The organism is Pseudomonas sp. R11-23-07 (assembly GCF_003852295.1).
In the GTDB taxonomy this organism is placed as follows: Bacteria; Pseudomonadota; Gammaproteobacteria; order Pseudomonadales; family Pseudomonadaceae; genus Aquipseudomonas.
Map to the genome: position 1 here is coordinate 1960300 of NZ_CP027761.1, position 13243 is coordinate 1973542.

At 62.2% G+C, this 13243-nt stretch carries 11 protein-coding genes, 4 tRNA genes and 1 pseudogene; 11 read left to right on the forward strand and 5 right to left on the reverse strand.

Translation table 11 applies throughout. From position 1 onward, the window contains the following. Nucleotides 1-67: 67 nt before the first annotated feature. A complete protein-coding gene (locus tag C4J84_RS09015) occupies nt 68-886 on the forward strand; it encodes a DUF4892 domain-containing protein (RefSeq protein ID WP_124370185.1) in 819 nt (272 codons plus the stop codon). Between the two features lie 72 nt (nt 887-958). Continuing rightward, entirely contained in the window at nt 959-2020 is a 1062-nt protein-coding gene (locus tag C4J84_RS09020) for an AI-2E family transporter (RefSeq protein ID WP_124362003.1), read from the forward strand. On the opposite strand, the gene C4J84_RS09025 is transcribed toward C4J84_RS09020, so the two are convergent. Next, on the reverse strand, nt 2017-3051 hold the full coding sequence (locus C4J84_RS09025; protein WP_124366446.1) for a HAMP domain-containing sensor histidine kinase: 1035 nt from the start codon (nt 3049-3051) through the stop codon (nt 2017-2019). The genes C4J84_RS09020 and C4J84_RS09025 overlap by 4 nt on opposite strands. Continuing rightward, nucleotides 3051-3815, reverse strand: coding sequence for a response regulator (locus C4J84_RS09030; RefSeq protein WP_124370186.1), 765 nt, complete (start codon nt 3813-3815; stop codon nt 3051-3053). The genes C4J84_RS09025 and C4J84_RS09030 overlap by 1 nt, the downstream gene beginning before the upstream one ends. A 259-nt stretch (nt 3816-4074) precedes the next feature. On the opposite strand from C4J84_RS09030, the gene pyrF reads away from it, so the two are divergent. Then, complete coding sequence (gene pyrF / locus C4J84_RS09035) at nt 4075-4773, forward strand: orotidine-5'-phosphate decarboxylase (protein ID WP_124370187.1); 699 nt, start codon at nt 4075-4077, stop codon at nt 4771-4773. Nucleotides 4774-4985: 212 nt separating this feature from the next. Here the strand turns inward: pyrF and C4J84_RS09040 are convergent, their stop codons facing one another. After that, a complete protein-coding gene (locus C4J84_RS09040) occupies nt 4986-5993 on the reverse strand; it encodes an NADP-dependent oxidoreductase (protein WP_124370188.1) in 1008 nt (335 codons plus the stop codon). Nucleotides 5994-6221: 228 nt separating this feature from the next. Between C4J84_RS09040 and C4J84_RS09045 the strand changes: the two genes are divergently transcribed. The 4 genes and pseudogenes from C4J84_RS09045 to C4J84_RS26695 all read left to right on the forward strand — a co-directional run bounded on the left by C4J84_RS09045 (nt 6222) and on the right by C4J84_RS26695 (nt 10680). Then, nucleotides 6222-6983 (forward strand): SDR family oxidoreductase, encoded by a 762-nt coding sequence (locus tag C4J84_RS09045; RefSeq protein ID WP_124370189.1) that lies wholly within the window; start codon nt 6222-6224, stop codon nt 6981-6983. A gap of 203 nt (nt 6984-7186) precedes the next feature. Continuing rightward, nucleotides 7187-8599 carry a PLP-dependent aminotransferase family protein gene (locus C4J84_RS09050; RefSeq protein ID WP_124370190.1) on the forward strand — a complete coding sequence of 471 codons (1413 nt, stop codon included), beginning with the start codon at nt 7187-7189 and terminating at the stop codon, nt 8597-8599. Nucleotides 8600-9594: 995 nt separating this feature from the next. After that, nucleotides 9595-9819, forward strand: a pseudogene (locus C4J84_RS26690) (HAMP domain-containing protein); the annotation flags it as partial. An 18-nt stretch (nt 9820-9837) separates the two neighbouring features. Then, nucleotides 9838-10680: a methyl-accepting chemotaxis protein gene (locus tag C4J84_RS26695; RefSeq protein ID WP_372238205.1), complete on the forward strand. Its 843-nt coding sequence runs from the start codon at nt 9838-9840 to the stop codon at nt 10678-10680. A 36-nt stretch (nt 10681-10716) separates the two neighbouring features. On the opposite strand, the gene C4J84_RS09060 is transcribed toward C4J84_RS26695, so the two are convergent. Both C4J84_RS09060 and C4J84_RS09065 read right to left on the reverse strand, forming a co-directional pair. Then, nucleotides 10717-11529 (reverse strand): alpha/beta fold hydrolase, encoded by an 813-nt coding sequence (locus C4J84_RS09060; RefSeq protein WP_124370192.1) that lies wholly within the window; start codon nt 11527-11529, stop codon nt 10717-10719. Nucleotides 11530-11689: 160 nt separating this feature from the next. Beyond that, complete coding sequence (locus C4J84_RS09065) at nt 11690-12448, reverse strand: hypothetical protein (RefSeq protein WP_124370193.1); 759 nt, start codon at nt 12446-12448, stop codon at nt 11690-11692. A gap of 370 nt (nt 12449-12818) precedes the next feature. Between C4J84_RS09065 and C4J84_RS09070 the strand changes: the two genes are divergently transcribed. From C4J84_RS09070 to C4J84_RS09085, 4 genes are all read left to right on the forward strand, one after another. Then, nucleotides 12819-12894: transfer RNA gene (locus C4J84_RS09070), tRNA-Glu, on the forward strand. 3 nt (nt 12895-12897) lie between these two features. Next, nucleotides 12898-12973: transfer RNA gene (locus C4J84_RS09075), tRNA-Gly, on the forward strand. A gap of 105 nt (nt 12974-13078) precedes the next feature. Then, nucleotides 13079-13154 (forward strand) — tRNA-Glu (locus tag C4J84_RS09080). A gap of 3 nt (nt 13155-13157) precedes the next feature. After that, nucleotides 13158-13233: transfer RNA gene (locus tag C4J84_RS09085), tRNA-Gly, on the forward strand. Nucleotides 13234-13243 lie beyond the last annotated feature (10 nt).

Consider the following 13243-nt stretch of genomic DNA (forward strand, 5'->3'; position numbering starts at 1 on the left):
AAAGGGAGTCAACCATGAACCATCTTGAAACCGCTGCGACCCTCCATGGCCACGGCTCATTGATCCGATGAGCCTGGGTAAAGGCTGTATCCGTGCCTTTGGGCTGTGCTGTTTCAGCCCGCTGGTGTTCGCCGCCGATGTACCGGGAAGCCAGGACTTACCGGCCATTGCCCGCCAGGTGGACGCGCAGATCGTCGACTATCGCCCTGCTGAAGAAAAGGAACGCATCTACCCCATGGGCGCGATCCGCAAGATCAGCGGTCAATTGCGCTCCGAAGCCCAGGCCACCGCACGCGGTCCAACCACCGCGATCACCTACGAGCTGCCCGCCGAGCACAGCTCCAGCACCGCTTTTACCGCCACCCGCGAAGCCTTGCAGGCTCAGGGCGCGCAGCTGTTGTTCTGGTGCCAGGCCCGCGATTGCGGCGAAAGCAGCCTGTGGGCCAATGAAGTGTTCGGCAACGCCAAGCTGGTGGGCGCCGATGGCCAGCAGGAATACCTGCTGTTGCGCCTGGCGGCCCCCCAGGACAACTCGCTGGTGGCGCTGTACGGCATCACCCGTGGCAATCGCCGCGCCTATCTGCATGTCGAGCAACTGGATGCCAGCACCCCGCTGGGCACTCTTCTGCCCACGTCGGCAACGCTGTTGCGTGAGCTGAAAAGCACCGGCGAGCTGGACTTTCCCGCGCTCGGCGCCGAGCCCGACGCCACCTGGTTGACCTTGATTTCCCGTGGGCTGAACCTCGACACCAACCTGCGCGTCAGCCTGACCGGGCCCAGCGCCGAAGCCTGGCGCCAGGGCCTGATCGACAGTGGCGTACGCGCCGCGCGCCTGGAAACCGGCACAGGCAAGGCTGAAGGCCTGCATGTGCATCTGATACGCTAAGCGCCACAGGGCGAACGGACCCGCGCCGTTCGCCTAAGCTGTCTTCCTACATGACTCTTTTCGAGATACCCGATGCTCAATAACGATCGCCTGCTGGTGCAAATCCTGCTGCTGGTGCTGTTCGGTGCCAGCTTCTGGGTCATGGCGCCGTTCTGGTCGGCGCTGTTCTGGGGCGCGGTGCTGGCGTTTGCCAGTTGGCCGCTGATGGTACTGCTGACCCGTGGGCTGGGCGGTCGCGAATCACTGGCGGCCGGTATCCTGACATTGGGCTGGATGTTGCTGGTCGCGCTGCCGCTGGTGTGGCTGGGGTTCAACCTGGCGGACCATGTGCGCGATGCCGTCGTGTTGATCAAGGATATCCAGGTCGACGGCTTGCCCAATGCGCCCACCTGGCTGGGCTCGATTCCGCTTATCGGCGAGCGGCTGGTGGCGACGTGGGACAGCATCGACCAACAGGGCGCGGCGCTGATGCTGAGCATCAAGCCTTACCTGGGCCAGGTCGGCAATTGGTTGCTGGCGCGCAGTGCGCAAATCGGCGGCGGCATTCTCGAACTGACCTTGAGCCTGGTTTTCGTGTTTTTTTTCTACCGCGACGGGCCGCGCCTGGCGATGTTCGTGCACCGTCTGCTGGAGCGCCTGATCGGCGACCGCGCCAGCTATTACATCGAACTGGTGGCCGGTACGGTGCAACGGGTGGTCAATGGCGTGATCGGCACGGCTGCCGCCCAGGCCGTGCTGGCGCTGATCGGCTTCCTGATTGCCGGCGTGCCTGGCGCGTTGCTGCTGGGGGGCGTCACTTTCCTGCTCAGCCTGATTCCCATGGGCCCGCCGCTGGTGTGGATTCCGGCCACGGCCTGGTTGGCGTGGAAGGGTGACTACACCTACGCGGTGTTCCTTGGCGTGTGGGGCACCTTCATCATCAGCGGCGTCGACAACGTGCTCAAGCCTTACCTGATCAGCCGTGGCGGCAACCTGCCGTTGGTGATCGTGCTGCTGGGCGTATTCGGCGGCTTGATCGCGTTCGGCTTTATCGGCCTGTTTATTGGCCCGACCTTGCTCGCGGTGGCCTACAGCTTGTTGACCGACTGGAGCGCCACCCAGGCCCAGGCGCGGCGCGAAGACAAACCGCTTTAAGCCCTCGGCAGCCACACTACGGCGGTCAAACCGCCGCCTGGCGTATCGTCCAGGCTCAGGTGGCCGCCGAGGCGCTCGACCGCTTCCTTGGCAATCGTCATGCCCAGGCCGACGCCGCCGGAATTACGGTTGCGCGAGCCCTCCAGGCGAAAGAACGGTTCGAACACCGCTTCGCGCTTATCGGCCGCGATGCCAGGGCCGTGATCGATCACCCGAATCACCAGGGCGCCGCGGCTGTCGGCCAGCTCCACGCGCGCCGAGCCGGCATAGCGCAGGGCATTGTCGATCAGGTTGTTGAGGCACGAACGCAACGCCATCGGTTGCACCTGCAAGGGCGCGCAGGTGCCGCACACCTGCACATCGCTGCCCTGGTCCTGGGCGTTTTCGCTGAGCGATTCCACCAGCGCCTGCACGTCGAGCCAGTGGCGGGTCTCGCTGGTGCGCTGTTCGTGCAGGTAGCTCAAGGTGGCGTCGAGCATGCCGATCATGTCGTTGAGGTCCTGGCGCATCTGGCCTTGCAGCTTGGTGTCTTCGATCTGTTCCAGGCGCAGTTTCAGGCGGGAGAGCGGCGTGCGCAGGTCATGGGAGACTGCCCCGAGCATGCGTGCGCGCTGGCTGACTTGTTCGCGGATGCGCCTTTGCATCAGGTTGAAGGTTGACGCGGCCTGGCGTGCCTCGCGAGGCCCGGATTCGTCCAGCGGCGGGCTGTCGAGGTCGAGGCTCAAACGCTCGGCAGCCGCGCTCAGGCGCTGGATCGGCCGGCTCAAGAGCTTGGCGCCGTACCAGGCGGCGATGATCAGCGAGATGAATTGAAACGTCAGCGGCACCACCGGGCCGCCGAACCAGGGGCGCTGATGCTTGGCCAACGGTTTCATCGAGCCATCCGGCTGCTCGACGAAGGTTTCCGGTGGCGGTGGCGGCGGAGGGCCGTAATGATGGAACCAGAAGAACGCCAGCGCATGCGCCAGCACGATGGCCACCAGCAACACGCCGAACAGCCGCCCGAACAACGTATTGAAGGTGGCGCGCATCAACCGATATCCCGCGCGTCGAACAGATAGCCTTCGCCGCGCACGGTCTTGATCAAATGCGGGGCCTTGGGGTCGTCGCCGAGTTTCTGGCGCAGGCGCGACACCAGCAGGTCGATGCTGCGGTCGAAGGCTTCGATGGAGCGACCGCGCGCTGCATCCAGCAATTGCTCGCGGCTCAACACGCGGCGCGGCCGTTCGATAAACACCCACAGCAGGCGGAACTCGGCGTTGGACAGCGGCACCACCAAGCCGTTGTCGGCCACCAATTGGCGCAACACGCTGTTGAGGCGCCAGTTGTCGAAGCGGATGTTGGCGCGCTGCTCGGTACGGTCATCGCGCACCCGGCGCAGGATGGTCTGGATACGCGCCACCAGTTCGCGCGGTTCGAAAGGTTTGGACATATAGTCGTCGGCGCCCAGTTCCAGGCCGATAATACGGTCGGTGGGCTCACAGCGGGCGGTGAGCATCAGGATCGGAATGTCCGATTCAGCCCGCAGCCAGCGGCACAAGGTGAGGCCGTCTTCGCCCGGTAGCATCAGGTCGAGCACCACCACATCGAAGGTCTCGGCTTGCATGGCCAGGCGCATCGCCGCGCCGTCGGTCACGCCCGTGGCGAGAATATTGAAGCGCGCCAGGTAATCGATCAGCAATTCACGAATCGGCGCATCGTCATCGACGATCAGCGCACGGGTGTTCCAGCGCTTGTCGTCGGCGATCACCGCGCCTGGGTGCTCGTCGTTTACCGGGACGGAAGGAGTCTGCATAGTGCGATCATCTACCTGATTGTTACGGCCAGCATAGGCGCCCAGCCCCATGGCTGGAAGTGCTGGACGCTCGGTCAAGCGGCGAGGCTAACGGTGGGGCGTGTTGGGCGCATGTCGTGAATGTATCGGCTTTGAAATAATTGCCGGAAACCGGTGCCTATCAACGCCGAAATCAGTATTTACCGATCATCGGATCCCGCAACGGCGCCGCTTGCGCTACAATCCGCGCCGATTTCGACTTGCCTGAGAGCCCATTCCAATGTCCGTCTGCCAGACTCCTATCATCGTCGCCCTGGATTACCCCACCCGTGACGCCGCACTGAAGCTGGCTGACCAGTTGGACCCTACGCTTTGCCGGGTCAAGGTCGGCAAGGAACTGTTCACCAGTTGCGCGGCGGAAATCGTCGGCACCCTGCGTGACAAGGGCTTCGAAGTGTTTCTTGACCTTAAATTCCACGATATCCCCAATACCACCGCCATGGCGGTCAAGGCAGCGGCCGAGATGGGCGTGTGGATGGTCAATGTGCATTGCTCCGGCGGCCTGCGCATGATGAGCGCCTGCCGGGAAGTGCTGGAACAGCGCCGCGGGCCCAAACCGCTACTGATCGGCGTGACTGTGCTGACCAGCATGGAGCGCGAGGACCTGGCCGGCATCGGCCTGGACATCGAGCCGCAGGAGCAGGTGTTGCGCCTGGCCGCGCTGGCGCAAAAAGCCGGCCTCGACGGCCTGGTCTGCTCGGCCCTCGAGGCCCAGGCGCTCAAAAGCGCTCACCCGACGCTGCAACTGGTGACCCCGGGGATCCGCCCGGCGGGCAGCGCCCAGGATGACCAGCGCCGTATTCTGACGCCGCGCCAGGCGCTCGATGCCGGTTCCGACTACCTGGTGATTGGCCGTCCGATCAGCCAGGCGGCCGATCCGGCCAAGGCGCTGGCAGCCGTCGTTGCCGAAATCGCCTGATACCAAATGTAGGAGGGGGCTTGCTCCCGATAGCGGTGTGACAGTCAACAGATGTACTGGCTGATCCACCGCCATCGGGAGCAAGCCCCCTCCCACATTTTGATTCGGTTTCGTCAGTTATCACTGTGCACAGCCATTGCGCCCACGCCATTTCCTGAACAATGAAGATCCCCTGTGGGAGGGGGCTTGCTCCCACATTTGTCTATCCTGTATCAGCTGACCTTCAGCACCAGCTTGCCGAAGTTCTCGCCGTTGAATAGCTTCATCAACGTCTCGGGAAACGTCTCCAGCCCTTCAACGATATCTTCCTTGCTCTTGAGCTTGCCCTGCGCCATCCAACCGGCCATTTCCTGCCCGGCAGCGGCAAAGTTCGCTGCGTGATCCATCACCACAAAGCCTTCCATCCGTGCGCGGTTGACCAGCAATGACAGATAGTTGGCCGGGCCTTTCACGGCTTCCTTGTTGTTGTACTGGCTGATGGCCCCACAAATCACCACCCGCGCCTTCAGCGCCAGGCGGCTGAGCACCGCGTCGAGAATGTCGCCGCCAACGTTATCGAAGTACACATCCACGCCTTTGGGACACTCACGCTTGAGGGCGGCGGGTACGTCTTCGTGTTTGTAGTCGATGGCGGCATCGAAGCCCAGTTCGTCCACCAGGAACCTGCACTTGTCGGCGCCCCCGGCGATGCCCACCACGCGGCAGCCCTTGAGTTTGGCGATCTGCCCGGCAATGCTGCCGACCGCACCGGCCGCGCCGGAGATCACGACGGTCTCGCCGGGCTTGGGGGCACCTGTGTCCAGCAGCGCGAAGTAAGCGGTCATGCCGGTCATGCCCAGCGCAGACAGGTAGCGCGGCAGGGGCGCGAGTTTCGGGTCGACCTTGTAGAAACCGCGCGGCTCGCCCAGGAAATAATCCTGCACGCCCAAGGCGCCGTTGACGTAGTCGCCGACCGCAAAATTCGGGTGGTTGGAGGCAATCACCTTGCCTACTCCCAATGCGCGCATCACTTCGCCGAGACCGACAGGCGGAATGTAGGACTTGCCCTCATTCATCCAGCCGCGCATGGCGGGGTCCAGAGACAGGTACTCGTTGCGCACCAGTATCTGCCCGTCCTGCGGCGTGCCTACCGGGACTTCCTGAAAGGTGAAGGTGTCCCGCGTGGCGGCGCCGACCGGGCGTTTGGCAAGCAGGAACTGGCGGTTGGTCTGGGCAGTCATGGCGGCAACTCTTTAGAGGGGAGTATGAGTGATAGACAAGGAACCGCCTGTGAGCAAGGTTGTTCGAGCCACGCGAATGCTTGCCGATAGACGGGGTTGATAGTCAGCCCGGTGGCCTTATCACCCGGACGCATGCAGCGCCAACCGGCCTTCTGATAGTGCTGACGCGTCACTCTCCTGATTGGCTAGACTCGCTCGACGGCTATCAATCCCCAAAAGGACATTCCCATGAGCATGACGTTTTCCGGCCAGGTCGCCCTGGTGACCGGCGCCGCCGCCGGTATTGGCCGCGCGACCGCGTTGGCGTTCGCCGCCGAAGGCTTGAAAGTGGTGGTGGCCGACCTCGATGTGGCGGGCGGCGAGGGCACGGTTGCATTGATTCAGCAATCGGGTGGCGAAGCCTTGTTTGTGCGCTGCAACGTCACCCTGGAGGCGGATGTGCAGCAATTGATGGCGCAGACCGTCGCCGCCTACGGCCGCCTGGACTATGCCTTCAACAACGCCGGGATCGAGATCGAGAAGGGCAAGCTGGCTGACGGCAGCCTGGATGAGTTCGATGCCATCATGGGGGTCAACGTCAAAGGCGTGTGGTTGTGCATGAAGTATCAACTGCCGCTGTTGCTGGCCCAGGGCGGTGGCGCCATCGTCAACACGGCGTCGGTGGCGGGGCTGGGCGCGGCGCCGAAAATGAGCATCTATGCGGCGTCCAAGCATGCGGTGATCGGCCTGACGAAGTCGGCAGCCATCGAGTACGCGAAAAAGAAAATCCGCGTCAATGCGGTCTGCCCGGCGGTGATTGATACCGACATGTTCCGCCGCGCCTATGAAGCTGACCCGCGCAAGGCCGAATTTGCCGCAGCGATGCACCCGGTCGGGCGCATTGGCAAGGTCGAGGAAATTGCCAGCGCGGTGTTGTACCTGTGCAGTGATGGTGCGGCCTTCACCACCGGTCAGGCCCTGGCGGTGGACGGCGGTGCCACGGCGATTTAAGACTTCACACTGCAACCTGTTCGAAAAGGACTGGGGGTGTTGTGGGGTGTTTCCATAGCTGGCACAAAGCCGCGATCGAATGTGTATCACCAGGTAAAAAACCCAATAAAATCAATACTTTAATAAAAGTTTGGAGCGGGTTTTATTGGGCTTCTGTGCTTAACTGTTTGGGTTGAATAACAAACAGTTGAAGTGAGTGGCTCATGGATTTAGGGATTGATCGACAAGCCCCGGTACCGGTGGTGCAGCAAATCATCAGCGCAGTCGCGGGATGGATTGGCAAGCATGGGGTGAGCCCCGGCACACGCTTACCGTCTGTGCGGCAATTGGCCCTCGACAACCTGCTCAGCCAGTCCAGCGTGATCGAGGCATTCGAACGGATGGAGGCCCAAGGCATGCTGGCCTCGAAAAAAGGCTCGGGGTTCGTCGTGGCGCAGCCCGCGAGCATTCAGGAGAACCAGTGGTACGAAGGCGCCGAACAGGGCTGGGGCAGGTTTACCGACAGCCCTTTAGGCGAGCTCAAGCTCAGCTGTGGCTGGCTGCCGGACGCCTGGCGCGAGAGCGATGACATCAGCTATGCGATCCGCGAAGTCAGCCGCACCGACACCGCAGGCCTGTTCAACTACAGCACGCCTCTGGGCCTGCCGGCCCTGCGTGAACAATTGCTCAAGCGCCTGACCCAGATTCACGTGCCCAGCAGTCTCGACTGCATTCTCACCACCCATGGCGCCAGCCATGCCCTGGACCTGCTCATCCGCACGCTGCTCAGGGCCGGCGATACGGTGGTGGTCGAGACCCCCGGGTATGGCAACCTCTACCGGCAACTGGCGTTTCACGGGGTAACGTTGCTGGAAGTGCCCCGCACGCGCAGCGGCCCGGATATCGAGGTGCTGGAGGCGCACCTGCAATGCCATCGGCCCAAATGCTTGTTCATCAACAGCCTCTATCACAACCCTACCGGCACCAGCCTATGCCGTGCGGTGGCCGAGCGTTTGCTGGCGCTGGCATGCAGCCGGGATTTCCTGATCATCGAGGAAGACGTCTACGGCGATCTGCAGCACGCCAGTTGCACGCGGTTGTCGGCGTTGCCCCATGATGACCGTGTCATCTACGTCTCCAGTTTTTCCAAGACGCTGAGCAGCGCCTTGCGCGTGGGCTACCTGAGCGCCAGTGCGGCGATCATCGCGCAACTGGCGCAACTCAAGACCCTGACGGGCATCGGCACCTCACGCTTTGCCGAAGCGATAGTGGCCACGTTGCTGGTCAACGGCGCCTACCGCAAGTGGGTGCAGCGCCTGCGCAAGCGCCTGAATACGCAAATGGCCGCCACCTTGCAGGTGCTGGAGGATGAAGAATGGCAAGTGTTTGCAGTACCCGCCGGCGGCATGTTCCTGTGGGCGCGGCCTGGCGCGCAAAACCCTTCGCGCGTGCAGGCGTGTGCCCGCAATCTCGGTGTGCTGCTGGCGCCGGGCATGCTGTTCAACCCGGCGGGTGAGTGCTGCGAGTGGTTGCGCATCAACGTGGCCTACGCAGCTGATCCGCGAGCGCTGGCGCTGTTTCGTGCCCTGGGGCCCGCCAGATCGACCTCGACCATTCTGAAAACGACGGGTGTGTAGCTTTTTGCCATTATTGTGGCGCCCACGACTTGTGTTCAGTGCCCCGTGATTGCGACTCTCGCTGCTGGTAAGCGGGTTTATGGCATCTGCCATTGCAAGAGGACTCAAGTGCAATGATTTCGGGCGCGCAACGACGTTTCGCCAACCTCGGTATGGCGAAAAAACTGGGCTTGGGTTTTACCCTGGTGCTGCTGCTGACGGCAGTGATAGCGGCCATTGGCGTATGGTCGCTGCAAACCGTTGGCCAGCGCTTCGAAGGCCTCAAGCGCATGTCTTCGCTCAACAGTGAACTGCAGAAGGTGCGCCTGATCGAACAGGATTACGCCTTGCACGCCGACCCCAAGGCTGTTGACGCCCTGCATGAAAGTGTCGACGCGCTGGCCGCGCTGGCGGCCAGTCTCAAGGCCCAGTCCGCTGCCAACGTGCCGGTCATGACCGATGTCGAGCAAGCCCTGGCGGCCTACCGCAAGGCGTTCGACGAGTTCGTCGAACTGACCCAGGCCAAGGACCTGGCCCTGGAAATGGCCAGTTGGTCAGTGTCCAGCGTGGCCAATAACCTCGATGTGTTGCAGGCCGGCCTGGCGGACGATGGCGCCTATGGCCTGAAGGAAAGCCAGGGCAAGGCGGGTGCCGAGTTTATCGAGCAGGCAGGGCAGGTGAGCCAGGTGTCGCGGTTGATGCTGCAGGCGATGAACGAAGCGCGGCTACGCCTGGATCAGAGCCGCAAGGCCGATGCGGAGGAGGCCGAGCAGGGCAAGATCGAACAGGCCGACCAGGCGCTGGCTCAGGCCGAACAACTGAAAACCTCGGTCAAGGACCCCGGCTACCAGACCGTGCTCAATGAAGTGTCCGGGCATATCGCGGCGTTCAGCGAAAAGCTCGGCGAGTACACCGGCCTGTTGGCCCAGGAAAAAGTGGTTTACAAACAATTGCATGATCGCGCCGATCAGGTGGTCAGCCGAGTCAACCAGGCCTATGACGCCGAAGACCAGTCGATGCAGGCGCAGTTGGGCAAAAGCACGCTGCTGATCATCGGTTCATCCGCCCTGGCGCTGGTGGTGGGGCTGATCGCGGCCTGGGTGATTACCCGCTTGATCGTGGCGCCGCTGCGCAGTGTGATCGCAGTGGCGCAGCAGATTGCCTCCGGTGACCTGAGTGGGCGCATGGAGGTCAGCCGCCGCGACGAAATCGGCCAACTGATGCAGGCGATGCAGCAGATGGGCAACGGCCTGAGCCATATGGTCAGCGGGTTGCAGGCCGGTATCGAGCAACTGGCCAGCTCGGCGCAGACGCTGTCCAGCGTTACCGAGCAGACCAACGTCGAAGTCAGCAGCCAGAAGGAAGAAACCGAACAGGTGGCCACGGCGATGAACCAGATGACCGCCACGGTGCACGACGTGGCGCGCAACGCCGAAGAGGCCGCGCAAGCCGCACAGACGGCGGATGACAAGGTCGACAGCGGCCAACAGGTGGTGCGCCAGAGTTTGCAGCGCATTGAATTGCTGGCCACGTCCAGCAACAGTGCCAGCGCCAGTATCGAAAGCCTCAGCGCGGAGATCCAGAACATCGGCACGGTCCTGGGCGTGATCAAGAGCGTCGCCGAGCAAACCAACTTGCTCGCCCTGAACGCCGCGATCGAAGCGGCCCGCGCAGGGGAGCAAGGGCGCGGCTTTGCGGTGGTCGCCGATGAGGTGCGGGCCCTGGCCAAGCGCACTCAGCAATCGACCGAAGAAATCGAACGCCTGGTCAGCACCTTGCGCAGCGCGGCGCAGTCGTCGGTGCAGCAGATTCAACAAAGCGGCGAACTGGTGAAGCTGGCGGTCAGCGATGCGTTGGAAACCGAGAGCGCCCTGGGCAGCATTGCAGCGGCGGTGTCATTGATCCAGCAGATGAACCAGCAGATTGCCGCAGCGGCTGAAGAGCAAAGCTCGGTGGCCGAAGAGATCAACCGCAGCGTCACCAGCATCCGGGCAAGTGCCGATCAATCGGCGTTGAGCATGCAAGGCAATGCCGCCTCGAGCATCCAGCTGGCGCAGCTGGGCGCGGAACTCAAGGGCATGGTGGGGCACTTTCGCCTCTGATCGCGGCCGGGGCGCCGCGATCAGAGGGGAAGGCGATCAGGCGTTGTTGGCGAAGAACGTCAGCAGCGCCTCGTTGACGAAGTCCGGATTCTCCCGGCTGGAGATATGCCCGGCGTCGGGAATCAACGTCAGGGCACAGCCGATCAGCTCGGCCATTTCCCGGGATTCCGCAGGTGGCCGCGGCTTGTCCTGCTCGCCGCACATGACCAGGGTGGTATCGCAATCCAGGCGATGAAGCTGATCGAGAGTGTCTGCGCGGCTGAAAATCAAGCGGCCCAGGGGCACCACGCTGTCCAGCAGGCGTTCCCGGGGGAAATCCTGCAGCGACTGACGAAAATCCTGATACAGCGCTGATTCGCGGTCGATTTCCGGCCTGAAGAAAATCGGCGCGATCACATCCAGCAGCGGCGGCGGGATAGCGCCGGCGTCTTCGATCATCTTGAACAGCGAGAAGTAATACTGGCGCGTGGCGTCCGGCTCGGCGCCGAGGTAGGTGTCCATCAGCACCAGGCTGTTGACGCGTTCAGGTGCCAGCAAGGCGAGGCGGGCGCCCCACATGCCGCCGACCGACAAGCCCACCAGGTTGACCTGTGAGATGTCCAGCTGGTCGAGCAAAGCCAGGTTGTGACGTGCCAGGTCATCAAGGGACAGGGTTTGCGCAGGCAGCGTGCCCGACTCGCCATGGCCCCACAGTTCAGGGACGATCACACGGTATTGCTGCGACAGCGCTTCGATCTGCGGTGCCCACATGTCGCGGTCCCACAGGTAGCTCGAACCCAACAGGACGACCGGGCCGGTGCCCTGGTCGATATAGTGCAGCGGTTGTCCATCAATCACGGCGACAGGCATAGCAGGCCTCTAACTTCACGGAGTGAGGGGCACTTTTTTACGCTAGTCGGGGGCGGGGGGATAGATGCAAACTGATGGCACCGTCATGTGCGGCGCAGACAGGAGCGAGCAAGCTCGCTCCTGCACCTGGAAGGCCGGCCCGTGACGGGGCCAGCGGCACTCAATCGTAAATGGCTTTCTTTTTCCACTCGGCATCGGCGTCGACGACTTTCAGGCCTTCGGTCAGTTCGTTGACTTCGTTCTCGGCTGGCGCGCTGTTGGTCAACACCGTGGAGTTGGCGCGGGCCAACTGCGACTCCAGCAATTGCAGCTGTGCGCTGTACAGCACGGGCTCCGGTTGTTTGCGCAGGTACTGCACGCCACGCTCGAACGCCAGGCGCGCCTGCCCCGGCTGACCTTGCTGCAGGGCATGCTGGCCCAGGTTGTTGAAAAACTCGATGTGCAGCAGCACCAGGATATGGCGGATTTCCTTGATCCAGTGCTTGGCCTCGTTGGTCGGCAGAAAGCCGTCCTGGGCTGCACGGGTGACCTGGCCATGCAGTGCTTCGAGCAGGAAGCGCACATCCTTGGCCTTGGCTTCGGTCTGGATCGGCGCGGGCGGGTTGGCCACCGGAATCGATTCGCCCTGGGCGATCATTGCATTCAGCTCGGCGATCCGCGCCTTGAGCGCGGCGCTGGACTTGTTGAGGTTCAGCAGGCGTTGGTTGACGTTGAGTTCCAGGCGGGTCAGCAACAGCTTGAGCGCCGGCGTCATCAACTGGCCGGGAAAGGTCTCGGTGATTTCACCACAGCGACGCAGCCGATCATTGAGCTCGATCTCGGTACGCTTCTTTTCCAGCTTATTGTTTTCCACCACATGGTTCATGTAGCCAATGGCGATCAGTATTACGATCCCGGCTATTACCAGCAGGGTGATCATGAGTGGTGTCACCGGTGTGACCTCTTTATAGGGTTTGCTGTGGAGTGTAGTGACTGCGCTAACCGGCGGATAGGACTGTTCGACCAGTTGCCCAGGTAGTTTCTTCTATATAGGTAAAGTGATCCTGCATGGATGCACATTGCCATCATTTGCCTATGGCAACTATAGCGCCTTGTGGCGCGTCAGAATATAGGCGCCAGGGCTTGGGCGCAGCAGAATGCCCGCGCAGGCCGCTCAACGGGGCGAAGTCATTGATTTAAATAAATTTATCCTTGGGGGTTGACGACCTTTCAATCCATCCATAGAATGCGCGCCACTTACAGCGTAAAGCACACAGCGAAACGCGGTAGGGAGTGAATGTTGTACGTGTGTCCCCTTCGTCTAGTGGCCTAGGACACCGCCCTTTCACGGCGGTAACAGGGGTTCGAGTCCCCTAGGGGACGCCATATGCGGGAATAGCTCAGTTGGTAGAGCACGACCTTGCCAAGGTCGGGGTCGCGAGTTCGAGTCTCGTTTCCCGCTCCAATTTACAAGCAGTGTGGCCCTCGGGCGGCATTGAGTGAAACCAGGACCACGTCTTCGGACGAGGCCTCTGGGCACTGAAATACACACCATGTGTTTCAGTAGCGTGTCCCCTTCGTCTAGTGGCCTAGGACACCGCCCTTTCACGGCGGTAACAGGGGTTCGAGTCCCCTAGGGGACGCCATTTGCGGGAATAGCTCAGTTGGTAGAGCACGACCTTGCCAAGGTCGGGGTCGCGAGTTCGAGTCTCGTTTCCCGCTCCAATTCAAAGAA